Origin of the sequence: Paenibacillus sp. 1_12 (assembly GCF_900114475.1) — a bacterium.
Classification (GTDB): domain Bacteria; phylum Bacillota; class Bacilli; order Paenibacillales; family NBRC-103111; genus Paenibacillus_S.
Genome location: NZ_FOTE01000028.1, coordinates 1 through 25679, shown reverse-complemented (window position 1 = coordinate 25679; position 25679 = coordinate 1). Strand labels below are relative to the sequence as shown.

20 protein-coding genes are annotated in these 25679 nt (G+C 42.5%); 12 read left to right on the top strand and 8 right to left on the bottom strand.

Going from position 1 to position 25679, the window contains the following annotated elements; translation table 11 throughout:
- Positions 1-182 precede the first annotated feature (182 nt).
- Complete coding sequence (locus tag BM210_RS30960; RefSeq protein WP_091176512.1) at positions 183-1340, top strand: FAD-dependent oxidoreductase; 1158 nt, start codon at positions 183-185, stop codon at positions 1338-1340.
- A 530-nt stretch (positions 1341-1870) separates the two neighbouring features.
- On the opposite strand, the gene BM210_RS30955 is transcribed toward BM210_RS30960, so the two are convergent.
- Complete coding sequence (locus BM210_RS30955) at positions 1871-2815, bottom strand: bifunctional helix-turn-helix transcriptional regulator/GNAT family N-acetyltransferase (protein ID WP_091176510.1); 945 nt, start codon at positions 2813-2815, stop codon at positions 1871-1873.
- Between the two features lie 617 nt (positions 2816-3432).
- Between BM210_RS30955 and BM210_RS30950 the strand changes: the two genes are divergently transcribed.
- The 3 genes from BM210_RS30950 to BM210_RS30945 all read left to right on the top strand — a co-directional run bounded on the left by BM210_RS30950 (position 3433) and on the right by BM210_RS30945 (position 7522).
- On the top strand, positions 3433-5307 hold the full coding sequence (locus BM210_RS30950) for a heavy metal translocating P-type ATPase (protein ID WP_091176562.1): 1875 nt from the start codon (positions 3433-3435) through the stop codon (positions 5305-5307).
- A 368-nt stretch (positions 5308-5675) separates the two neighbouring features.
- Positions 5676-5849 carry a hypothetical protein gene (locus BM210_RS35135; RefSeq protein ID WP_177238099.1) on the top strand — a complete coding sequence of 58 codons (174 nt, stop codon included), beginning with the start codon at positions 5676-5678 and terminating at the stop codon, positions 5847-5849.
- Between the two features lie 296 nt (positions 5850-6145).
- The gene (locus tag BM210_RS30945; protein ID WP_256224157.1) at positions 6146-7522 is read left to right on the top strand and encodes a D-alanyl-D-alanine carboxypeptidase family protein; all 1377 of its coding nucleotides are present in this window, start codon (positions 6146-6148) and stop codon (positions 7520-7522) included.
- A gap of 450 nt (positions 7523-7972) precedes the next feature.
- On the opposite strand, the gene BM210_RS30940 is transcribed toward BM210_RS30945, so the two are convergent.
- Positions 7973-8524 (bottom strand): TetR/AcrR family transcriptional regulator, encoded by a 552-nt coding sequence (locus BM210_RS30940; RefSeq protein ID WP_091176508.1) that lies wholly within the window; start codon positions 8522-8524, stop codon positions 7973-7975.
- A gap of 108 nt (positions 8525-8632) precedes the next feature.
- Here BM210_RS30940 and BM210_RS30935 point away from each other — a divergent pair, with 108 nt between their 5' ends.
- The 4 genes from BM210_RS30935 to BM210_RS30915 all read left to right on the top strand — a co-directional run bounded on the left by BM210_RS30935 (position 8633) and on the right by BM210_RS30915 (position 13356).
- A complete protein-coding gene (locus BM210_RS30935; RefSeq protein ID WP_091176506.1) occupies positions 8633-9616 on the top strand; it encodes an SDR family NAD(P)-dependent oxidoreductase in 984 nt (327 codons plus the stop codon).
- Positions 9617-9671: 55 nt separating this feature from the next.
- A complete protein-coding gene (locus tag BM210_RS30930; RefSeq protein ID WP_091176504.1) occupies positions 9672-10670 on the top strand; it encodes an aldo/keto reductase in 999 nt (332 codons plus the stop codon).
- A 379-nt stretch (positions 10671-11049) separates the two neighbouring features.
- Positions 11050-11904: an oxidoreductase gene (locus BM210_RS30925; protein ID WP_091176503.1), complete on the top strand. Its 855-nt coding sequence runs from the start codon at positions 11050-11052 to the stop codon at positions 11902-11904.
- A gap of 777 nt (positions 11905-12681) precedes the next feature.
- Positions 12682-13356, top strand: coding sequence for an NAD-dependent epimerase/dehydratase family protein (locus tag BM210_RS30915; RefSeq protein WP_091176499.1), 675 nt, complete (start codon positions 12682-12684; stop codon positions 13354-13356).
- Positions 13357-14068: 712 nt separating this feature from the next.
- Here the strand turns inward: BM210_RS30915 and BM210_RS30905 are convergent.
- From BM210_RS30905 to BM210_RS30880, 6 genes are all read right to left on the bottom strand, one after another.
- Positions 14069-14740 carry a hypothetical protein gene (locus BM210_RS30905; RefSeq protein WP_091176496.1) on the bottom strand — a complete coding sequence of 224 codons (672 nt, stop codon included), beginning with the start codon at positions 14738-14740 and terminating at the stop codon, positions 14069-14071.
- 48 nt (positions 14741-14788) lie between these two features.
- Entirely contained in the window at positions 14789-15835 is a 1047-nt protein-coding gene (locus BM210_RS30900) for a hypothetical protein (RefSeq protein ID WP_091176494.1), read from the bottom strand.
- A 49-nt stretch (positions 15836-15884) separates the two neighbouring features.
- Positions 15885-16937, bottom strand: coding sequence for a hypothetical protein (locus BM210_RS30895; protein ID WP_091176492.1), 1053 nt, complete (start codon positions 16935-16937; stop codon positions 15885-15887).
- Positions 16938-20558 (bottom strand): AAA family ATPase, encoded by a 3621-nt coding sequence (locus tag BM210_RS30890; RefSeq protein ID WP_091176490.1) that lies wholly within the window; start codon positions 20556-20558, stop codon positions 16938-16940.
- A gap of 225 nt (positions 20559-20783) precedes the next feature.
- Positions 20784-21683 carry an SDR family oxidoreductase gene (locus tag BM210_RS30885; protein WP_091176488.1) on the bottom strand — a complete coding sequence of 300 codons (900 nt, stop codon included), beginning with the start codon at positions 21681-21683 and terminating at the stop codon, positions 20784-20786.
- 139 nt (positions 21684-21822) lie between these two features.
- Positions 21823-22800 carry an AraC family transcriptional regulator gene (locus BM210_RS30880; RefSeq protein WP_091176486.1) on the bottom strand — a complete coding sequence of 326 codons (978 nt, stop codon included), beginning with the start codon at positions 22798-22800 and terminating at the stop codon, positions 21823-21825.
- 432 nt (positions 22801-23232) lie between these two features.
- Between BM210_RS30880 and BM210_RS36345 the strand changes: the two genes are divergently transcribed.
- From BM210_RS36345 to BM210_RS30860, 4 genes are all read left to right on the top strand, one after another.
- Positions 23233-23550: a VOC family protein gene (locus BM210_RS36345; RefSeq protein WP_371263570.1), complete on the top strand. Its 318-nt coding sequence runs from the start codon at positions 23233-23235 to the stop codon at positions 23548-23550.
- 403 nt (positions 23551-23953) lie between these two features.
- On the top strand, positions 23954-24487 hold the full coding sequence (locus BM210_RS30870; protein WP_091176484.1) for a hypothetical protein: 534 nt from the start codon (positions 23954-23956) through the stop codon (positions 24485-24487).
- Positions 24488-24660: 173 nt separating this feature from the next.
- Entirely contained in the window at positions 24661-25008 is a 348-nt protein-coding gene (locus BM210_RS30865) for a VOC family protein (protein WP_091176482.1), read from the top strand.
- 72 nt (positions 25009-25080) lie between these two features.
- Entirely contained in the window at positions 25081-25272 is a 192-nt protein-coding gene (locus BM210_RS30860) for a hypothetical protein (RefSeq protein WP_091176480.1), read from the top strand.
- The last annotated feature ends 407 nt before the right edge of the window (positions 25273-25679 follow it).

Below are 25679 nucleotides of genomic sequence, written 5' to 3'. Positions count from 1 at the left end.
TAAGGGCACCGTGTGGGTGGTTTAAATTCAGTTTATATTTTCATGTCATTATATATGTAGTTGTTAAGTAATTGCATAATTTGCTGTACAATCGGAACTTTTACTTTTGAACGAACAATGTACTTATAGTGTGAATTAAACAATATCGTTATTCTACATTTAATCATCGAGGAGCTGATCTTATGTCAACAGCAGCAACAAACAAGAAACAACTGCGCATCGCAATCATCGGGGGAGGTCCGGGCGGACTGACATTCGCCCTCATTTTGCAGAAGCACGGTATTCAATCCGTCATTTATGAACGCGAACCCTTCGATACCAACACCCAAAGAGGCGGATCCTTGGATCTTCATGAAGATTCCGGACAATTCGCACTTAAAGAAGCAGGTCTATACGAGCAATTCCAATCGATTGCCCGTTATGAAGGAGAAGACTTCCGCCTTCTCGATAAAACCGGAAAAATATATATGGACGAATCGGCGGACGCCGAAGAAAAAGGGGGCCGCCCGGAGATCAATCGCGGAACGTTATGCGACCTTCTTCTTAACGACCTCCAGCCCGATTGTATTCGCTATAATTACAAATTAGTTCATGCGATACCTCTGGCTAATGGCAAACATGAACTTCACTTCGAGAATGGACATAAGGATACCGTCGATCTAGTGATCGGTGCAGACGGTGCTTTCTCCCGGATTCGTCCGCTTTTAACGAATGCCATAGCCGAGTATACCGGTATCAGTATGATCGAGCTTAATGTTGAAGTCGAAGCTCATCCCGATCTCGCCAACTTTAACGCCCGAGGCAAACTGTTCGGTCTTGGTGATAATAAGGCGATCATGGGTCAGTTGAATGGGGGCGGACTCATCAAGGCCGGGTTATGTTTTAGTGTCGGTCAGGAATGGCTGGATACCTGTGGTATTCCGTTCGATCAGCCCGAGGAAGCGAAACGGCAACTGCTGGATCATTTCGACGATTGGGACGAGTCACTAAAGAATTATATCCGTTACGCCAACGACACCATCCTTCCAAGGCGTATCTATAAGCTGCCCATTGGTCTTCAATGGACCCGTAAACCGGGCGTTACGCTGATCGGCGATGCGGCGCATCTGATGTCGCCTTTTGCGGGAGAAGGCGTGAACATGGCCATGTTGGATGCCGCAGAATTGGCGCTCGCAATCATTCAGAATGACGATGTCGACAAGGCCGTCGGAGAATACGAGGAAAAGATGTTCAAATATTCGTCTAAGTCAGCCGAGGAATCGGATTACAGCCTCAAGATTATTTTCTCCGAGAACGCAGCAACCCAATTAAAGGGCATGTTTGATCAGTACATGTCTTGAAATAACATAAAATCATTTCCAAGTGAAAACATCGTTTGTCGGAAACATCGGTTATGAAAAAAAGAAATCTCCAAAAAGGACGTGTAGTATTATCAGCGTTTTCTGAAGGAATGTACCCCGCCGAGCTTGTTATTAATGTTGTGTAGTGATTGAGGATGTTGATCGAGACTTTAAGGGACTATTCGGCGGAAGACGAACAGGAGAAGAATTCGATTCAATCTAAGGGTGGAAAGCTTCTGAAACTTTTCAGAAGTTTGTGAGTAACAACGTGCTTAGACAGACGTTGTTATTGCTTTGTTAATTTGCGAATAACGGGAATGAGATCAAGCTCTTGTCAAATCTCAGTGACAAGAACTTGATCTCATTCCCGACAGATCCAGGAGCTTATACTTTACAACGGCCTTGGGGACAATACCACATAGGGTAACATATTATCCCTGCCTGTATACATATCGCTTTCATCCAATTCGATTAGCCAGAAAAATGCTTGCCAGTACAGAAGGAATGAGAAAAATTTATCAAAAAAGCATTCATTCCGAGTCTTCCAGGTTTAACTCAAATTTTAGTTCCGTAAGATTGTCTTTCCAGCTATCGTTTTCTTTTTCTGCCACTTTGACAAAACCGGCTTTGGTGTACATGCTAATCGCCTGATCGAGGTCGTTCGTCGTCTCGAGATACACCGTCTTGAACCCCTTCTGTTTGCAGAAGCCAATGGCATCGTTAAGCAGATGTTTTCCAAGCCCAATACCGCGATAATCGGGATGTAGAAGAAACCATCTCAGCTGAGCTCGGTCGCCATAATCCAAGATTGCAATAGAACCAACAATCTCATTATTGTGCTCTGCAATCCATAGCTTGTATTTGTTGGGGTCGTAATTCATTAGAAAGTCATGAAAAGACTGTGCAACATAACCCTCAAAAACAGGAGTATTATAGTTATATTCCTTGCTATAAATCCTAGCATGCATGTAGGTGATATAACTGGCATCGCCCGGTCTAACATGATTGCGGATGGTAATGTCTTCGAGCTTCAGATTTTGACGATCAGTGAGAATATGTTCTAGCGACACCACATTCTGCACAATCTTTATTCGGTCTTCTTCCGACAATGATTTAACCAGTTGGTAGAGCTGTTCATCGGAACGTGCATTCAGTTCAGCTATTTTTTCTTCACCTTTTTCGGTACAGTACAAATAGTGTGAACGACCATCCTCAGACGACGGTTTTTTGTCTACCAGCCCGTCTTCTTGTAACTTTTTCAGAATACGACTCAGATATCCGGGGTCCATGCTGAGTAACTCTGCAAGGCTTTTGGATGTACAATTCTCCGACTTTTGAATTTCGTGCAGCACACGCGCCTCGGACAAAGAAAATTCACTTTTCAGAATATCTTGGTTCAGTAATCCTAAGACGTTTGTATAGAAACGATTAAATTTCCGAATAGTAGCTACTTCTTCATTCAATGTGCTATGCATGTTTTCTCCTCCTTTATAGAACAAGAATAGCAGAAATAGTTGACTTTGGCAACCTTTATAGTTGACTTTGTCAATTATAATTTCATGCCGGATGAGTTATGCATTTTTGGACGTCTTTGTTCAGTCCTCTTAAATGGTTCTGTGGGACCTTTTATCCATACTGAATTGATTTTCTGCTTATGGATGGCTCGTAATTTAACTCTGTGTGCTTTCAAGTCTGCGCTAATCACCTTGTATTTTTCGAACTTAGAGGCTAATCACTAGAAGTCCAAATTTGTGGCAGCATAGAATCTGAGTATTGAGATTGTTACTAACCCGGAGTTGCTATTTATTTTTGCCACTATACTAAAAAAATTTACAAATACATTCTTTATTCTTCCATCCAAATAGATTATAATCATTATTATAAAGTTGGTCTTAAGCAAAAAAATTGAATATGGTAAAGACGAGAATCGTTCTCGTTTAACATGCTGCTCCTTACCCGGAGCAGCATGTGTCATTTTAGGGGAGTTAATAATGGGATTCATTCTCAATGAGGAGGCGTGATTGTTATGAGTTCGTTTTTTCAAACAACAGATGGTTGTGTTAAACAACAGGAAGTTCCGATCTCCAAAACAATGGACAAAGAAAGAAGGAATGGGCTGAGCCGTTACGGGGAAGGTGTGGCAGCTTTAGCAAGTGGAGTTTTAATCGCTATTGCATGGAGTTTAGGGAACGTATCATCCCTATGGTCGGTCATTTTCTATTTGCTTGCATTTGCTGTCGGGGGATTTGTGAAAGCCAAAGAAGGCTTATACACCCTCTTCGTGGAACGAGACCTGGATGTTAATTTGCTAATGCTTGTCGCAGCTATGGGTGCTGCCAGCATCGGATATTGGACAGAAGGAGCGTTACTTATCTTTATTTTTTCGCTCAGCGGAGCTTTGGAAACCTATACGATGGATCGAAGCAGCCGCGACATCTCATCGCTGATGGATCTGAAACCGGAGACCGCCGTTCGTTACAAAGATGGAGTAGAGACCAATATAGCAATTGAAGCCCTGAGAATTGGAGATGTCGTTGTGGTCAAACCCGGAGAACGGATTCCTTCTGATGGTGTCGTAATTGAAGGTTCTTCAGCCGTCAATCAAGCTTCCATTACGGGTGAGTCGGTTCCTGTAGACAAAGTTGTAGGAGAAGATGTATTCGCTGGAACATTGAATGGTCAAGGCGCTTTATTTATTGAAATCAGTCAACGGAGCGAATCCACCTTGTTCGCGAAAATCATTCGTCTTGTGCAGGAAGCGCAAAGCGAGAAACCTGCCTCTCAATTGTTTATGGAACGGTTTGAACGCATCTATGCGAGGATCATCATTTCGATTTGTTTACTCCTAATCGTGGTTCCTCCTTTTCTTTTTCAATGGTCATGGCATGATGCATTTTACAAAGCGATGGTGTTTCTGGTCGTAGCATCGCCTTGCGCACTAGTCTCTTCCATTATGCCTGCCATGCTGTCGGCTATATCTAGCAGTGCAAGGAAGGGACTACTTTTTAAAGGGGGCGCCCATCTCGAAAATCTTGCAAGTATCAAAGCAATTGCATTTGACAAGACGGGAACGCTGACATCTGGAAAACCTGTAGTCATGGACACCTATTCATTTCAGGGATATGACGAAACCGAAATGCTGCATATAGCAGCATCTATTGAAAGTTTGTCTGAGCATCCATTAGCTAAAGCTATTGTACTTGAAGCTCAGAGACAGGGGATAGCGCTTGATCGCCCTGCTTATTTTCGTGCCTTTACGGGTTGGGGAATTGAGGCGCAATGGAAGGGAGATTTGTGGAAAATTGGAAAACCAGCATTTCTGGATGAACGATTTTTAACAGAAGAATTGTTGGAAGTGATTTACAGATTAGAACATGAGGGGAAGACCGTAACAGTCATGTACAATTCGCAGGGAGTTGTCGGTGTGATTGGCTTACGCGATACCATTCGTTCTGAGGCTAAACATGCAGTCGCCATGCTTAAAGAGTTAGGTGTTCAAGTAGTGATGTTAACAGGCGATCAGGCCCAAACCGCACATGCCATTGCAAAAGAACTGGGGATTGAATGGGTTTATGCCGATTTATTGCCAGAAGATAAGGTGAGTCGGATCAAGGAGCTTAAGCAAATCTATGGCACCATTGCCATGGTAGGTGATGGCGTCAATGACGCTCCTGCTCTGGCAACTGCTACCGTTGGGATTGCGATGGGGGTGGCAGGAAGCGATGTGGCGCTTGAAACAGCTGATCTTGTTTTAATGAATGATGATACAGGGAAAATTGCTGAAGCGATTGTGCTTGCTAAACGATCCCTATCTATAGTCAAACAAAATATGATATTCGCTCTTTCTGTCATCTTACTTTTAATCTCGGCTAATTTTATACAAGGTATTACTCTTCCTCTTGGTGTAGTAGGTCATGAAGGAAGTACAATACTTGTTATTCTAAACGGACTAAGGTTATTACGATAAACTAATAAGCCTGATGCATTTGGGCCCTGCAAAATGAATCCGCGGGGTCCATTTATTGGTCTGTTCTACCCGTGTAGGAAACATTTGACTGAGTGTCAGGGAGTAAGGAAATATCTCTTGTTTTAATTTTTTTTCGGATTCTTCGATCATTTTCCATGGTTGTAAAAATACAAAATGCTCCGAGTCCAATGAGAATCATTGTAGTAATAGGAAGCAGAAAACTCATCCTCGCAACTCCTTAATATAAAATAATGATAATCATTATCATTATCAATATTATAACCGATTTTTGTGAATGAGCAACCATTTAATCAAATTGGAAAAACAAATAACTTTCCCCAAGCATTGAGAAATCGGAGGTTATAAAAATGAAAAATGTCATGGATGTTATAGAGGAAATCAATCAACGAATACAAGAACTCCAATCTATGGAGGATGAATCTAGAAGGAAAAGAAATATAAACGGCCGGCTTAACGCAAAAACGAAGCGTGAAGAACTGGAACGATTAAAAAACGTTATTTTGGGCTTATGTACGAAGTAAAAGCATTAGGAAACATTCATGTTCAAACCCAAACGATTCCTGTCTTCAAATAATAGAGCCTAAATAACGTTATAATGAACATATGAAGCCCCTTCTTTTTAACATAGGCAACTTCGTTGTTTATTTTCTGAAATGTAGTACTGTAAAATAGAGCCAACCCTTTGTCTTTCCAAAAAGGAGAGATTGAGGGTATTATTTATTTTTTGGGTCACCTAGAACAAAAGAAAATTCTACCACCAATTAGCATGAGATAATGCGTAAGTCCACAATATTCTGAAGTTTAAGGAGAAATTATCTTGAAATATAACAATGAAGTAAGCATTACTTTAAAATGCACAAAATCTATATCTAGGAAGTGTTTAATAAGCTTAATCCTATTGCTTTGTTTGTTTTTTGTTCCCGTTTCCACGTTTGCTGAAACAACCATACTTATGGCACAATCAACTGAATCTATCGCTGCAAAAACTATATCAGAATCAGTCAAAATACCATCGATCAGTTCACTCAATCTTAAACTTAAATCAGCTGTACTTTTGGAACCTATAACAGGTCAAGTCTTATTATCGAAAAACGCAGATAAGGCTTATGCGCCTGCAAGTATGACTAAATTAATGACAGGATACATTATCGAAGATAAAGTCAAAAATAGAGAAATTTCATGGAACGACGTTGTAACAGTCAAAGAAAACGCTTCTAAAACTATTGGTTCACGTGTTTTCCTTGCCAAAGGGGAGACGCATACTGTAAAAGAACTATTTTTTGCGATGCTCATACATTCCGCTAATGACGCAGCCGTTGCTCTTGCGGAATACGTGTCCGGATCTGAGAAGCAATTCGTTACATTAATGAACCAAGAAGCACAACGGATGGGAATGGTAAATAGTTACTTTATTAATTCATCTGGACTTGACCGTGCGGATATGCCGATTACATTTCGTTCTGAGGAAAAAGGGGAGAACATGATGTCTGCAATGGACGTCGCGAATTTGGTGAAATACATTATTCAGGACCACCCAGATTTTTTAGAAACTACTACTATTCAATCCTATAAGTTCCGCGCATCTGACAGAGAAGCACTAGTAAACACGAATTGGATGCTGGAATCAAATAAAAATGTTACACAATTTAAGCAATTCGCTTATGAAGGTCTTGACGGGTTGAAGACTGGATTTACCGACAGTGCTGGCTATTGTTTTGCGAGTACTGCCGAACGTAATGGTATGAGATTGATTAGCGTTGTAATGGGAACAGAATCGACGGTAGAACGATTCACAGAGACAAAAAAAGTATTGGATTTTGGATTCAATTATTTTGAAGTAAGACAAGTAGTGGCCAGTAATAGTACAGCAAAAGGCGTGGATAAAGTTCCAGTCAAAAAGGGTACCAAAACAGAGGTTCCTGTGGTGACTGAACAAGCCATCAATTTTATAGTTCCAAAAGGGACCGATGCATCTCAGCTTTCATTTAAGACGAGCATTATGGTAGATGAGCTCACGGCTCCTTTTCATGAAGGAACAAAGACGGGGACAATTACTTATACCTACCAAATTGAGGGGATGGCAAATACCCAAGAGAAAACCGTTAACTTGGTCTCATCGCAAGAGATGGAAAAGGCAGGGTGGTTCCGCCTGATGTTACGTTCTTTATGGGAGGGATTTCATAATATTTTTTGAGTTCAACGAATTTGAAAATTGCAAATAAAGTATTGTTTTAAGTGCAGTCGTGATATCGTATTGCCCGCAGATGAACAGGTATTGTTTGAGCCAATTCGTCTCTATGACCTTTTGAAGGATCGGTTTCTGGTGGAGAAATGCTTACCAGTATAACTTGTCATTAACGACTTGTGTCATTACAAATAGATACTCATGATTAATGGGACTAGTTTAATGTTATTAAAAGTAAACGACCTAACTAAATAAGCGGTTATCTCCATCATAAAGAGGCAACCGCTATAACCGGAGGAAGCACCTCTCATGTGCCAATTATTGGCTGGGAGAAGTGTTTCCTTTTTTATTACTTTTTCTCAAAGGGGAATTATATTGACCAGTTGCCTTATGCGGCTTCCCAACGGATCACGGGAGGCCTCTTCGGCTGTAGCTGCGCAGTTTTAATGGTGTGGACTTCTATTGATTAGCATAAATGATTTGGAGCAAGTCCTGAAGCATATCGCGAAGCTCGCTCGAGCTCTTGGCAGTCGTTTTATAGCCGCGCAGTGCACCTATTACCAGATGTGCCAATCTCGCTGGATGAATATCGTTTGCAGCGGTAGGGTGCATTTGCAGTAAGGCTGCCAGCAAGGTTTCCAATTTTCCGTAGCTCGTCTCGAGCGCCTCCCGGGCGAACTGGTATGAGCTGTCCGTTATTTCCTTATATTCCGGCGAGTGTAGCGAATCGTCGAAATTACGGATCGCCCATACTTCGAGGGTATATAAAATTTTATCTTCCGTTGTTTTATCGGACAACAGCCCATTCTTTATCTCCTCTATGAGAATGTCGCCGTAGTGAACAATCGCGGCGTTAAATATTTCCTCCTTACTCTTAAAGTATAAATAGAGACCTGCGCGTGAAATGCCAACGGCCTCCGCAATATCGTTCATCGATACCCGCTTGTAACCGTACTTGAAGAAAACCTCTAAAGCTTTCGCAACAATATCAAGTTTCTTTTTATTTTCCATATCTCTATTTTATACACTTTACAAGCTTTGTCCAATCGTATAGTATGTACAAATAGACATAATATGTTTTTTGTCTATTATTTAAAAAATCAAAGGAGCAAACAACATATGATGATCGAACAAAAACCGTTACAGTCAGGATTCGGACCCGAAACGACAGCACAAGAGGTGCTGGCTGGACTAGACCTCAGTGGAAAAGTGGCAATCGTCACAGGCGGACATGGAGGCATCGGGCTGGAAACAACGCGCGCACTTGCCGGCGCAACCGTTATTGTCGGCACCCGTGATGTCAATAAAGCGCAAGAAGTGCTCGCATCGTTGAAAAATGTCGAGGTAATGCGGCTCGATCTTGCGGATAACGCCTCGATTGACGAGTTCACCGCCATCTTCCGGAGTTACAATCGTGCGCTCGACCTTTTGATTTTGAACGCCGGCGTTTGCTTCCCTCCGACGATTAAAGATGAGCGGGGATTCGATACGCATTTGGCGACGAACTACCTAGGGCATTTTCAACTGACGGTAGGTTTATGGGAAGCGTTAAAGCGATCTGGGAATGCTCGGGTCGTCGCTCTTTCGTCGATCGGCCATATGACAGGACCGATCGATTTGGACGATCTGCATTTCACTAGAAGGCCGTACGACAAGGTTATTTCCTACGGCCAGTCGAAAACCGCATGCTCGTTGTTTGCCATTGAGCTCGATAAACGAGGACGAGAGCACGGAATACGCGCTTTTGCTGTTCATCCCGGCGCTATCCTGTCGGGTTTGGCCCGACACTTGAGCGATGAGGATTTAGTTGGTTGGGGCTTAAGACGGAACGAAGACGGCACCTATACGTCTTCCGGAGGCTTCAAAACCGCCGAACAAGGCGCCGCCACATCCGTATGGTGCGCAGTCAGTTTGATGCTGAACGGTAAGGGAGGCGTCTATTGCGAAGAGGGCGATGTCGCCGAGGTCGTATCGGCAGACAGCCAGATGCAACGTGGAGTCCGTTCGTGGGCCATAGACCCGGTGTCGGCCGAAAGGCTTTGGACGATCAGTGAAGATCTTCTTCACATTCCTCATGGAACAATTCCTCAGAGTCAGAATTGACTCATGGGAATAGAACAAAATAATAATTAACTTGATGAGATGGAGGGAGATTTAAATGAAAACAGTTGAATTAGGCACACAGGGTTTAAAAGTGAGTGTAGAAGGCTTGGGCTGCATGGGAATGAGTAGAATGTATGGCCCGAGTAACGACGAGGAGAGTTTGGCTACGCTTCGTCGTGCAATCGAACTCGGTATCACGTTTTTCGACACAGCAGAGATTTATGGTCCTTTACACAACGAGGAACTGCTTGGACGCGCATTCGCAAGCATTCGTGACCGTGTAGTCATCGCGACCAAGGTCGGAATCGGCTTCACTGATGACGGCAAGCCCAAAGTCGTAGACGGCGCTGCTGTCATAGATGGCAGTCCAGAGAACATCATCAGGGCAATCGAGGGGTCACTACGCCGGTTGAAGACGGATTATATCGACCTCGTTTATCTTCACCGCATCGATCCAAAGGTACCGATCGAGCAAACAATCACGGCGATGAGCAAACTGGTCACTGACGGTAAGATTGGGCACATCGGTCTGTCTGAGGCAGCAGCCGGTACAATCCGCCGAGCACACGCAGTTCACCCTATTACTGCCGTCCAGACCGAGTACTCCCTGTTCGAGCGCGGTGTGGAGTCAAACGGCGTGTTTGAGACGGTGCGCGAGTTGGGCATTGGTTTTGTTCCTTACTCACCGCTAGGACGTGGGTTCCTGACCGGTCAGTTTAAGGTCGACCAGCTCGACCCTACCGACTTCCGTAACTATGACCCTCGGTTAAGCGGAAAGAACTTAGAGGCTAACATGCGTATCGTCGAGGCGATCAGCCTCATCGCTAATGATAAGGGGGTTAAGCCCTCTCAATTGGCATTGGCTTGGACCATCGCACAGGGTGGCGTCCCTATCCCTGGCACCCAACGAATCCAGTATCTTGAGGAAAATATCGCTGCGGCGGATATCGTTCTGTCGAAGGAAGAGTTGGCTAGGCTTGACGAAGTCGCCCCCGTCGGAGTCGCAACGGGTGACCGTTATTCCGAAGGCGGTATGTCACAACTCAACCAATGATCGATTAGCCAGTCTCTGGATTCAATACAAGACAAGAAGCAGCTTAACAATGCTCAACAACGTTCCCATCATTCATTCAGTGAAAAAGCCAAGAGACACAATTGAAGCACGATGACGCTGAGGTATATATTCCATAAGGGCAAGGACCCGGTGTGACATGAGAGGGTAATCACCAAAGGTGATTTGAGGAGATCCAAAGTGCGATCATAATTACATCCAAGGATTAGAAAAGCTTATCCAAACTTTGCTCCCCATTGGGACTTCTTCGAAAAATAGGGATTATCTGATTACCAGTCTCATAATTGTTAATGGCTTAAATACTAAGAATGAATGAGATAAGCGAAGAAAATACTATCTTATAGTGGAAGGAATGTTTTGAATGTCGGATCAAAAAGTATGGTTTATTACTGGAGCTTCACGAGGTTTGGGCTTCGAGATAGCCAAAGCGGCTTTGGCATCTGGAAACAAGGTGGTGGCTACTTCAAGAAATATACAAGAACTGTCTACTATCGGAAATCTAGGAAATGCTAATGATATGCTGTTGACCCGCTTGGATGTAACAGATGAACGGCAGGCCAAGAATGCAGCCCGTATAGCCATTGAAACCTTCGGCCGTATTGATGTTTTAGTCAATAATGCCGGTTATGGCTTGCTTAGCGCAATTGAAGAGGCAACCGATAAAGAAATCAGGCAGGTATATGAGGTCAACGTATTTGGCCTACTAAATGTGACGCGCGCCATCCTTCCTTACATGAGAAAACAGCGTTCTGGGCATGTTATCAATATGTCTTCCGGCGGTGGATTAAGCGGTACTGAAGGTTGGGGGCTTTATGGTTCTACAAAATTTGCTGTAGAAGGAATTACGGAAACCTTAGCCCTAGAGCTTGCACCGCTTGGTGTTCATGCAACTGCGATTGAACCGGGTTTCTTCCGTACGAATTTCCTTGATGGCACATCTCTGGCTCAATCGAAAACGGAGATTGAGGACTATGCGGAAACTGTAGGAAAGATGAGAACCTTAACAGCACAATTTAACAAGCATCAGCCGGGAGATCCAGTCAAGCTAGCCCAAGCTATTCTTCGTGTTGCCAATGCAGAACATCCTCCAATACATTTGCCATTAGGGAATGATACGCTAGCAGCATACCGAGCAAAAACTGACGCTTTTCAGAAAGAAATTCAGGAGTGGCTAGACGTGATTACGGATACTAACTACGACGAAATCATCAAATGAACCAATTTTTCAATGGTTTCGCAACATACACTTGGATAAGGTAAAAGAATGGTTACCTCATTTCAGCTTTTCAAAACCGGATGCGTCCTTTGCTTCCGGTTTTGAAATTCGGATCACTTTTCAGCTTTTTTTAAGAAGATGTATGGAATTTCACCCTCTGCGATTAAAGCAAAATATCACTGATTCAAAAATATTTCATCGATAAAGTGCCCAAGCATATTAACCCCCGTGACAGCAATCACAATCATAGACTTCATGAAAACACAAGCCACACTGATCAGTGCCAGCACTAGGAATGCATTTGATTTGTAAGCGGCATAACGCCGATTGTCCACAATTACATCTTTTGACTCCGATTTCAAATAGTTTTCTAGATTACTTACCTATAGAAAACATCCTTGTAATCATATTTGGCATGCTCGTCAATTATTTTACACACAGTTAGCTTATGGTAAAGATAAAAGATAGTTTACCATAGGTACAGCTTGATTCTAGCGTTTCATTTTCTGGTGCTATCAGCGTTGGCTCTGCTACCGCGATTGCCTATCATCGCATCCATCAGGAGCTTCATCTCTCCCTTTATAAATGGGTCGTCATCGCTTTCCTGATCTAGTTTTATTTAGGCAATGGCGACAGAGCTTCTGACGAACCCTCAATGGATAATTAGCAATGATGGTTGACCATCGAATCAGGTTGCGAGGGGTTAACGAAGAAAAACCGATATAACTTATCGTACAGGAAAAACGGATTTTCTTACAAGATTGGAGAGCTAAATAAATGAAGGTTATAATATTTGGGGCTACTGGTATGGTTGGTCAAAGTGCATTACGGGAATGTTTATTGGATGAAAAAGTTCAGGAAATTCTTACGATTGGTCGAAATCATACGATTGGTCGAAATCATACAGGTCAAAAACATAAAAAGCTAATTGAAATTGAGCTTAATGATTTAGCTGATTTATCGTCAATAGAAAATAAAATAACAGGATCTGATACTTGCTTGTTCTGCCTTGGAGTAACTTCTACGGGTAAGAAGGAGGAGGAATATACAAGAATAACGTATGATATCACGCTATCAGTTGCCAAAACTTTACTAAGACTGAGTCCTCAAATCACATTTATTTATGTATCAGGTAGTGGGACAGACAGTTCAGAAAAAGGGCACTCTATGTGGGCAAGAGTAAAGGGGAAAACCGAGAATGCTTTATTGCATCTTCCATTTAAGGCGGCTTATATGTTTCGTCCAAGTGTAATCATTCCGCTACATGGTGTGAAATCAAAAACAAAACTGTACCAATTTATTTATGATATAATGAAGCCTTTCAATTCATTACTATTGAGATTGAATAGTGTCATTACATCTGAACAATTGGGAAAAGCTATGATTGAGGTAGCAAGAAACGGTTATTCTAATCCTATTATTGAAGGTAATCAATTAAAAAAGTTGCATTAATGTTATTACAGATCAGGACATCCGTTACAGCGGCGCCCTGTTTTTTCGTCTACTGTGCGATACTGGACGGTGTAACGATCACCGATGAGAATGCTAATGGTGGGACGAACATGAAAATGGCGGCGGGATGTTTAACGGAGGGTCTAGCAGCCCAACCTTGACGCATGTGACGATCAGCGGCAATTTAGGTGGGATGTACAACACTAATAATAGTAATCCCAACATACGCAACAGCATCGTCTGGGGTAATACCAACGGAAGTGGTTACAACGTTTTTAATGATTCTTCCAAACCGAACATAAATCATAGTATCATTGAAGGATCTGGGGTAAGTGATAACATTTGGGACAAAAATTTAGGATTTGATGGGGGTGGAACATAGATAAGAATCCTATGTTTCATCAGTTTAGTAAGTTAAATCTTTAAAAAAATAAATGAATGCCTATTTTTTTGTCTCTTGAGAAAAGATTGGGATTAATCGGATCAATTTCTTGTCATCCGACAATGGCGATGTGATGAATACGTTCTGTATGTGATGGATGAGGCTAATCTGGAGAGCCATACCATTTTCCTACTGGGATAATGTGCTGCTCGGCAATACATGGGGCAGGGAAATAGGCAAAAGCCCTCCAGCTCATTAAATCACCGAAAGACTTTAATTATTTCAACCACAGATTCATTTTCAAATCGAATTCGAGCAGCTTTTTCGGATTTAAGGACCTGGTACCAAGGTATATGTATTGATTTCATTCACATTGGCTACGTTAAAATAAGTTAAATTATTGGGCAGAAACTTAACTGCATATGTGATTCCGCCCCCTTTGTCACTTGTACCTTTAATGGTAACTACACTAGGTACCGGGACACTGAATTCAGCAGGTGTATGGGTCAATACAACGGAATTATGAATAGGCTTGCCATCGACAAAAATCTGCACTTCATCGTAATCCTGTACGTTAAAGTCCCATATGACCAATTTGGCAGACCCACCTTGCTGCAATTCATTGACTTTGAAGTCCTTAGCTTGAAGTCCTGGATTTTCTTCTTTATTGAATAATACAGTACCTGCCGCGACCTGGCTGCCGATTTGCTCTTTATTAATCACGTTACTTCCTAAGGTTGGGGTACTTTCATTAAATGCATAATTGATAGTAAGAAAAAGCAATCCTACTCCAAGCAGGATCAGGATTGAATTCATCCATTTATTAGGGGGCTTCTTGGGCTCAGAAGGGCTTGGGTCAGGAGTTGGGTTACTTGGTGCCAGAGGTTCCTCACTATATAACTCTTCCTCAAGTGGAACTAGTGGAGCTTGTGAAGAGATACCCGCTCTCTGTTGAACGGGTTTAGGGGCCTCTTTACTTCTAACATTTCTTCTTGGGTCCATTGCAATAACCTCCTAATCAAATTTAACTCTATGTGCTATTCTGGGAATTTATGGTTTAGGCGATAAGGTGTATGTATTCACACCATTGACAGCAACGATGTTAAAACAAGTGAATCTGGTTTGCGGAAACTTGACTGCGTACGTGAGTCCGCCTCCTTGATCTTGAATACCCTTGATGGTAATTACACCAGGAATGGGAACAGTGAAAGCTACAGGCGTATTGGTCAGTACATGTGAATCTTGAATAATTTTTCCATCTACCAGAATTTGCACAATATCGTGATCCTCGGAGTTAAAGTCCCATATTAACATTCTTGTTGAGACACCCCGTGTTAAGCCGGAAAATTCGAAATCTCTAGCTTGAATACCATTGTGCTCTTCGTTGTTGAATAATTTAGTGCCAGCTGCTGGTTCTCTGCTGATTTGCTCTTTCATAAGTTTATTGCTGTCTAATGGTGTGGGGATATTTCTACAAGAAGCAATAAAAAGAAAAAAAAGAAAGATCAGAGCAAACAGGACAAGGTTTTTATGCATCCTTCCATTGGGCAGCAATAATGTATTGGCAGAGGTGGCAGCTGCGGAAACTGTCTGATTATGTAGCTTATCCTCACGAGTGATCATTGAGCTGATTGGAAATTTATAATACCAATAGGACATTAAAAGACGTATCAAGACATACGTAATAATTGCAGATAAAACAGCTCCTGCTTTCGAGAGCATCTGATTATCTGCCCACGAGTTCAGAAATTCGAGTCCGAAAACAGAAGCTATAAGCATTAGAAAGCACATTTGAAAAAAAGGGATCATGACAGGTAGCCCATCATAAATGGCCCGGATCCTCGGAATGACCATAGAAGCGTACAATAGTATTCCTATCAAAAAGAGTATATTAAATGTAAAATTAGCGAGTGGAACCTCCAATACAAATACCTTAATGGATACAAAAATAAAGTATAGGGGTCCAAAAATGACCTTTTCCGGGTAATTATTAAAAATATACTTGAATATCAAAGATAGACTTAAAAGAATAAAGATAAAGATAGGCACTAAGAAGAGGCCGAAGCCTGCATCAGAAGTTTGATTGGAATTTTTCAACTGATGTCCCCCAAGATCCTCAAAAGAGAAGAGGCTTTTATGCTGATACCTAAGGTGTAGGCTTCAAGGTGTATGTATTCACACCATTCACAGCGACAATGTTGAAGAAAGTGTATCTGGTTTGCGGAAATTTGACTGCGTATGTGAGCCCGCCTCCCTGGTCTTGAATGCCTTTAATTGTAATTACGCTTGGAACAGGAACAGTGAAAGCTACAGGCGTATTGGTCAGCACAATTGAATCATGTATAGGCTTTCCATCTACCAAAATTTGTACTTTATCGTTGTCCTCTAAGTTATAGTCCCATATTAACATTCTTGTAGAGACGCTCCTGGTGAGGACTGGAACTTCAAAATTTTTAGCTTGAATACCATTTTTTTCTTCATCATAAAACAATATAGCACCAGCCGCTGCTTCTCTGCTAATTTGCTCTTTCATCAACTTATCTGTGTCTAAAACAGGGGGGGTTTTACTAAGAAAAAAAATCGTAAGGAAAAAAACAAATATCAGAGCAAACAGTACAAGGTTCTTATGCATCCATCCGTGGGGAAGCGGTGTTTGACTAACAGAGCCGCCATTTACCTGGATGGCCTGAATATCTTGCTCTTCCTCACGGGTAATCATCGAGCTGATTGGAAAGCTGTAGTACCAAAATGACATTAACAGACGCATCAGCACAAATGTGGTAACGGTTAATAAGACAGCTTCTACTTTTGCGTACGTTTGGTTATCTGCCCAAGCGTTTATGATATAAAAACCGATGATCGAAGCAATAAGCATAAGAAAGCACATTTGAAGAAAAGGGATCAGGACAGGCAGTTCATCATAAAGGGTCCGGATCTTTGGAATCATCATAGAACCGTAAAGTATTACTCCTATGAACAATAGGACGCCATAAGGAAAATTAGAGGCTGGTACCTCCAGTACCAAGACTTTAATCGAAGCGTAAATAATGTAAAAGGATCCAAAAAAAATCTCTTTCTTGTAAGTATCAATCATATAAATGAAGAATATTATCGGACTTAAAACAATAATTAAAGGCACCACTAAGCACCCTAAGCCTGCAGCTAAGCCTGCAGCTGAGCTTGCATTTGAATTTTTCATCTATATCCTTCCAATATCTTCATAAATGATAGTAGATAATTCTTCGACCGTTGCCATAGGATTACCGCTTAGCCTAACAGCGTGATTGCGAATAGCCTTTTCACATATATTTCTAACCAACCGCCCATTTCCGGCTGTGGGATCACCAATATATTGCAGGAAAAGACCTAATAATGCCGTATCCGCACCCCCGGCAGCTTGATAGCCTTTGGATTTGAAAATTAACCGGCTGATCTGCAGCATTTCCTCAGGAGAATAATCGGGAAACGAGATGATGTTCGGAAAGCGTGATTTCAAGCCGGCATTACTGGCAATGAAGTCGTCCATATCCTGCTCATAGCCGGCCAGAATGACGACCAGTCTGTCTCTGAAATCATCCATCGCTTTAACAAGTGTATCAATGGCTTCTTTGCCAAAATCGTCCTGTCCGCTAGCCAAGGCATAGGCCTCATCAATGAACAATACTCCGCCTAAAGCCTGGTCGATAACATCCTTTGTTTTTAGTGCAGTTTGTCCCAAATACCCTGCTACAAGGCCTGAACGGTCCGTTTCAACAACGGAATCGGATTTAACCGCGCCCAGCTCCTTGAGCCGTTTGGCGATTATACGCGCGATTTTGGTTTTACCTGTTCCCGGATTGCCCTTGAAAATCATATGCAGCGTTTGCGTTCCTTCCACAGGCAAGCCCATTGCTTTGCGGCGATTATCCATTTCGATCTGCGCAGAGATTCCTTTTACAAAGTCCTTAACCTCAATTAATCCAATCACTTCCTCAAGCTCGTGCAGCGCATTGTGATTCTCACGTTTGTAGGAATCGGGGAGAATATTGAAATCCGCCTTTTTGAGAAGGTTAAGCTGGTGCACAGGCAGGTCTGGTTGATCAGCGATACGAATCGATTGGTTACGGATCGCTTCCTCCAACGTATTCCGAGCTAATCGGCCGTTGCCGCTATCGTTTTTGCCGAGAATCTGTTTTGTCTCATAATAAGCCATAAGCCCCTCGCGAATATCGGTTTCTATGTTGAAGCCACGAGACTCTGCCATTTTTAAAGTGATCTGTTCCAACTGCTCGGCGGTATAGTCAGGAAACTCGATCATCAATGGAAAGCGGGAGGACAAGCCGGGATTTATTTTCAGGAAGCTCCTCATTTCTCCCGTATAGCCTGCCAAAATGACGATCAAATTGTCCTTGTGCAGCTCGATCAATCTGACTAAAGTATCTACGGCTTCCTTGCCAAATCCGCCACCCTGGATACCTTCCTCAACGAGGGCGTACGCCTCGTCAATGAATAGAACACCGCCCAATGCTGACTCTACCAGCTCCTTGGTCTTGTTTGCGGTCTGGCCCATATATCCAGCGACCAAATGGGAGCGGTCGACCTCAACGAGATGCCCCATCTTCAATATCCCCATCGACTTCATCATTTGTGCAATCAGGCGGGCGATGGTCGTTTTGCCGGTTCCCGGGTTTCCTGAAAAGACCATATTCAGACTTTGATTGGTGTCGACAATAATTCCGGCTTCCTGTCGACGATGGTTGACGATAATTTGCTTCTCCAAGGTTCGGATGAACGTCTTCACATTGTCTAGTCCGATAATGCCAACTAGTGCTGTTTCAATATTAAAGGCTTCTTTATGACCCAAGCCAAAATCTTCAAGAACAAGGAGTTTCCAATCGACAGCTTTAGCTGACTCTTGTTTGCTTAATCGTACCGATTGCTTGCGGATCGCTTCCTCCAGTAGGTTTCTCACCAAACGTCCATTGCCGCTGTCGTTTCTGCCGGGAATTTGCCTGGTCTTGAATAGCTCAAGCATACGAGGGCCGGCGCTGGGATCAATCTGATAATCGCGGCTTAATGCGGTCCGTTCCATAATTTCCAACATATCATCGGGTGTGTAGTCTGGAAATTCTACGATAAAAGGAAAGCGTGAACGCAGCCCGGGGTTTGATTTCAGAAAGGTTTCCATCTCGTTCGTATAGCCTGCAAGCACGACAACCATCTTCTCGCGATTGTCCTCCATGCCTTTGACGAGCGTGTCGATCGCTTCAAGGCCAAAGATATCATTGCGGTTTCGTGCTAATGTGTAAGCCTCATCGATAAACAAGACGCCGCCCAGAGCCGCTTCAATTTGTGCAGAGGTTTTGGGTGCGGTTGATCCGACATATTCGCCAACCAGGTCCTGCCTTGTCACCTCAATGAGCTGCCCTTGACCTAATAATCCCAACGCTTTCAAAATACGTGAAACAAGTCTGGCTACAGTTGTTTTACCCGTGCCTGGATTACCAGAGAAAACCATATGAAGCGACATCGCTGTGTTTTTTTGTCCCGCTTGCTCGCGTTTTTTCTGTGTGTTAACCGTCACCAGCAGCTCGTGGATAAAGGCTTTGACCTGAGTCAAGCCTGTTAGCCTATCCAGCTCAAGCATAATATCCTCAAACGTTTCTTCCTTAATAATCAATATGCGCTTAAGGACAAAGCTTTGAGTAGACGTAACCACTACGATCTCCTGATCAACACAACGTATGGTTACTTGCTCTTTGGTCTGGAGCTCGCCCTTGGAGCGCAGATCGAGAATACGATCCACAAATTCCCTTTGACTCCACTCGTCGATAGCCTGTCCATAACGCTTACTTTCCACAAAGATTTCCGCAAGCCGATGAAACACATTCGCTTCATAGGAGATACTCAGCTGGGTTTGATAGGCTAGTGTTGATGCAGCCTTAGTAAATTTCTGCTGGACGAGCCGCTCAACCGTTTCCACATTTAATGGTGCAGATATGGCGTAGGATCGTATACTCTTGAGAATAACTGGCGGAATTTGTGAGGCTATAACGGCTGGTAGTGCATTATAGACATGCTTTTCCTTGACCCATTGATCCATCTCAAAAATGATAAAATAATCGCCAGCATTTACTTGGGTGCCTTCAGGTGTTCGGAAGCTGCCTGTGCTGATCAACTGGGAGATGTAGTTCAGAACCTCAGAATGCGCGTTCTTCATTCCGGTAAAGCAGACCGTTCCAATGCCATCCTGGAAGGTAGCTGAGCAGTCGACAATAAAGTTGCTTTTGACATCTACCTCGCTATAGCGGCTTAAATCGAATTCATAGTAACGCTTATAAGGAATTAGATTTTTTTTATTTAGTAATTGGATAAGCAAGCCGAGAGATGTCTTTTTGCCTGTTCCAGTAGGGCCGGAGATGAGGATAACATTTTTGACCTTCCCTTTTTCATTGGCAAAAAAAGCTTTCTTGAAAGCAGCTGTAAGCTGCTCGATATAGCTGTGTTGCACCCATATTCTCTCATTGAGTTCTCTGATGATGTCGGCAAATTTGTCATCCAACTCCAGGGGAGACTGATCAATCCCAAGCTGCTTCACTCCACGCTTTACATCGGCCAATACCTCACGGACCGGAGAAGCAGAATTGGGACCAAGTGGAGCTGTACTGGGAAGCGATGTTGAAGTATGAGTTACAGTGGAGGGAGGACTATCGTCTTGTCCACGGTTCGTACTAGATAAATTTGCAGAACTTCTCATACGAGCGGCCGCTTTCTGTTCTTTCAAAAAGTCAATCAATTGGATTTCAGGAAAAACGATCCTTATCCATTTTTTAAAATTCATTCAGCTGCCCTCCAACCCAACTCGAAACGTATCGAATTATGTATAATCAATAGTAAAGATATTCCACATTACACAAATGATTTCCTGCTGTTAAGAGATTTTTGAGTTTATTCACTTAGAGAGATGACTTGAATCTAACCATCAAAAGCCCCTTCGCTGAATTAGCGAAAGGGGCTAGTTCAAATCTATGCCGAAAAGCGATCCTACAAAACTTGTCGTTCTAGATCAGTTCTTAAAATAATAATCCCCCTCCAGATCATCCAGAAGATCTGCATGCTCAGGCTTCCACCCGAGCAGTTCTTGGGTCAACTTACTCGAAGCCTGAATGTTCTGCGAAGCGAAATGTGCAAGCCAACCAAAGTGACCAGGAGCAGCTTCAATCGACTTGCTGATTACAGGCAAATCGAGGCTGCGACCGATAACTACTGCGATATCGCGAATAGACACACCTTCCTCGCCGATCGCATGCAGTTTGGAGCCTGCAGGAGCAGTTTCAAGTGCCAGTCGGAAAAGTCGTGCAGCATCCAGTCGATGAACAGCAGACCAGCTGTTTGAACTTTCGCCCACAAATGCTGAGGCGCCTGTACGCCGAGCGACATTAATCAATGCTGGAACAAAACCGCCACGGTCACCATCGCCGTGTACCGAAGGTGGGAGTCTCAACACGGATACTCGCACGCCTTTAGAAGCCAAGGAAAGAGCCTCCTCTTCAGAAGCGATGCGGTGTTTACCTGCAGTGTTGATATCAGGAGCATCTTCCTCTGTGCCAATTCGACCTGGTACAAGATGAGCAATCACGGAAGTAACAACCAATGGGCGGCCAGAACCGGCAAGCGCTGCACCGAAAGTCTGAACTGCACGTCGGTCCGTGAGTCCAGCAGCTGCCATGTTAGAAAAGTCGTGGTTGAAGGCAGTATGAATGACACCATCTGATACTTCTGCACCGCTTCTAAGGCTTTCGAGATCATCCAAAGAACCACGGTGTACAGATGCCCCGACTTTAAGAAGAGAATAGGCAGCTTCATCCGAGCGAGCCAGACCCATAACTTCGTGCCCCGCTCTTAACAATTCACTTACAACGGCAGAGCCGATAAAACCTGTAGCTCCAGTTACAAAAATACGCATAATTAGATCCTCCTCTGAATAATAAACCTACTTGAACCGACGAAATACTAACGCGTAATAGAAATTCGTGATTACAAGGTTAAGTTTATTGTAGAACGCATCCAATCCAGATGATTGCCTGTTCTGCTTCACTTGTTGCCTATTCCAACGGAAGATTCGAATCAGTAGTCACTTGTTGACGTAATCCTACAACATCTCTTTTTGGCGGACTTCCAAAAAAGTGGCTGTAATCTCGACTAAATTGCGAGGGACTAGCATAGCCTACTAGATGGCAAGCTGTTGTCGCGTCCATTGATTCGGATACCATTAACCGTCTCGCTTCATGCAAGCGAAGTGCTTTTTGGTATTGTAATGGACTCATTGAAGTCATGGACTTAAAATGCACACGAAAAGTGGACTCACTCATATGTGCCATTTCAGCCAATTTCGCAACTTTCATTTGATGGGAGAAATTATTGCGGAGCCAAGCAACCGCTTTCGTAACTAGATGCGCTTCCGAACCTGCAAAACCAATTTTAGCGATCCTAGATCCAATAGGGCTGCGTAGGACGCGTATCAAAATCTCCTCCATTACAAGGGGGCCGAGCAATTTAGCATCGCTGGTATTGGTCAAACATTCTACAAGTCTTGATGCAGCGTTAATCATTCCTACATCGGCGCTAAGAATATAACCGGAACTCCATTTTGTTACGGCAGGCACACCATGTGGATATACCCTGAGGGCTAACTCAGCAATTTTATGCGGGTCAAGAACCAGTTTCACACTTAGATAAGGTTCGAAGAGGCTAGCGTGTGTGACCTTCAAAGCAATCGGCAGAGCAACTGGAAGCATAAGTATTTGCGATTGATTGAATTGATAGACCTCTTGCTCTACTGTCACTGTCTTAGCTCCTTGTGCAACAATTAACATTGAGGGCAAGTCGAAAGATTTCACATCGTCCTTATTTGCTTGAGAATAACGGCTCACGGACAAACCAGGAATACGCTGGCTAAAGGTACCATCATATGGAGCATGGCCACTAATCAGGTTTGCCAAGCGAACTGTTTCTATAGTAAGTGATTCCTTGATGCTACCGTTCGTAGGTATAGCCAATGTATGTTCGGATTGGATCGTCATAAGTACAAGAGCACCTCCAATGGCTCAATATATTTGTGTCCGGAAATGGTGTTGTGGTGACATCCATTTTACATTAATGGAATTTAATGGAATTTATTTAGAGAAGTGGAGTTGGCAGGCAGGGAAGAGGAGAGCATATGCAAATTTCAGACCTTACACGAACAAGTGACGGGGTTTACCGATTCGAAAAGCGAATCTTAATTTAAGAGTACAAGTTTAAGGCGAGCATGGAGTTGATTGGTAGACCTTTTAGTAGTCATTATTTTTTTGGTGGATGACACCCAGCGCTCTTAAAACACACACTTAGCGATTTTTTTTGCACACTGATATCCCAACCCAGAATTGCCTCCTGTAATGATTAAAGTCTTTTTTTTCATAAATACCTTCCGTATAAATTCGCTTCATTAGGATGGTATGAATATAATCCACTGAATGAATTCAGTCAATGTACTTGTGAATGCTTTGTTAATGCGGCTTTTGATAAGGGATTCATACTCAAATCGACTTTGTAGTTCGGGAATCAGTAAAACGACTGCAGAAGAGTTGAGCATAGAGAATGCTCGAATCAGGGGATATGGTATCTGGCATATTGCTTATGCTGTTGAACATATTGAAGCCGTCGTTGGCAAATTGAAAAAGAAAGGTATGGAAATCTTTAGTGAGATACAAAACTATGAAGAAAGATATAAGTTATGCTACTGTCGTGTGCCAGAGGGAATTATTTTAGACTTGGCAGAACGAATCAAATAAATTGACTCGTCTTGGCTCAAACTATACTTGTCATTGTCAGTGTCAAGAACATGATCCTCATTGCGGTTCTTATGGTCGCTGTAACCATTCCCAAGGTCAGTTCTAGGTGAATGGACAGATTTTTGATGTCACTGAAGGAACGACGGTTCGCGTTGCACCTGAAGGAGAACGCACTCTATGCAATAAGGGTATTGGCGATCTGTATTTCATCGTAATTCAAGTCCAGGCAGGCACTCCGCCAATGGGTCGAGACGGATGGCGTTATAATTGATAAATCAGTGACCTGGTAGGAATAAACAACCAGGACGAGTCCGTCGCGGTACCGAGCGGCAGCCTCATTACGCTAGGGACAGAATAGTTTAACAATTTATGGGAAAGATACCTCTAAAACTTGAGGTAAAAAATGAAACTTAAAAATATTTTAACCTTTGTTCTTACTTTAGGAATTTCAGTTTCTAATGTGTATGCCAACCCCAAATACCAGAAAACTGATTCTGAAACCTTAAAAAAAATTAAGGAGATAACAACTTTTAAGTTGCTGCTTCCAGCAAAAATACCATCTAATTGGACTTTAGAAATTAAATATCCGTACCCGTTGGAAATAACAAAGCCAATTACTAAAGTTAGGTTGCATTATTTCGATAAAGACGAATCATATATGTTGGGTATCGAGCAGTTCAAAGCATCGGGATATGTAACAAAAGAGGAAATAAGAATTGATCCAACAGGAAATCAAATTCATCAACTGACAGCTGAAAAATTTTTACCCGATTTGAGTGGTGAGATACTATACGTGAATGGACATCAGGGACGGTTTATGCCCACTCAGCCCAAAGGTGGTGATCTGTGGTGGATTGAAAATGACACTTTCATACGTATGAATAGCTTAATTCTTACCAAGGAAGAGATGTTGAAGATAGCCATAGTTATGAAGTAAAACAATCTGCTGCTAACGAAACACAATAGTGGAGGGAATTGTTTTTTGGGAAGCTCCTATTTTGTTTATTGAAGTAACAGGAGTATAGTTGAAAAAGGAACTTAAATTTAAATCTCGAATAACTAATGTAATCGGATAGCTATTAATTTGATGACAGACAGGAGTTAGGTACGATGATAAAAGGTTTTGGAGGAATATTTTGGAGAACGAAGAATCTTGAAGATATAAAAAAATGGTACAGTGAAGTATTGAAGATTGAAATAGAAAACTGGAATGGAACTGTGATAAAACCCCAATTAGGAAATGAGACTATCTTTTCTTTCTTTACCGAGAATGACAGTTATTTTCCAACAGAACAACAAGTGATGTTAAATTTCCAAGTACATAATCTAAACGAGACTATTAAGCATCTTGAGCATATTGGTGTACCTCTTGCAAAGAAAAAAGAGATTAGTGAATTTGGAAAGTTTATTTGGATTGAAGATCCTGATGGTCGACTGGTCGAGCTTTGGGAGAAATAACGAGTTGCAATTGAGCTAACGGATAACACTTAAGATTTAGCCCCATGGCTAGCTGGATGGGGTATTGTTTCGATGAGAACGGCCAAGATTGTTGAAGTTCTACGCCTCATCGCCAAAAATCCTCAACATCATGTTCTCATTGCAATGGTTCTATACCGATTGGAGCTGTGCTTGTTGACGGAGACTATAATGTTGTCAGTTAAGGTAGGAATAGGATTAATGAATCTGTGGCAACCGGCAACCAAACAAGTTCTAATCGATTAACCCACGCAGAAATTAATGCTTTACTGCAAATTAATATTGCAAATTCAGATGATTTGAATGAGTATGTTAAATATACCACTTTATGACATTGAGTTCTTGTCAACATTCTTTTTGTAAATAAAGGATGGCTTATTTTCGTTTTGGGGGTATTCGAAAATTTTAGCTTGATGGGCGTGTGGCGGGACCCCTATAAGTATCCCTGTCAATCGCAGATCTTGGACTGAGGAACGGGAAGAGACGGCTCTAGTCGCATCGTATGCGATAGAGCCGTACTTTGATTCACGAAAGGATTTTCTTGATATTTCGCCCTAACCATTAGCCTAAAGGATACCGTGGAGTTAAACAGAACTCTCCTTGGTATACAGGTGTAAATGGAGCAGCTCCTGTTCCTTCTAACGTTATTGAAG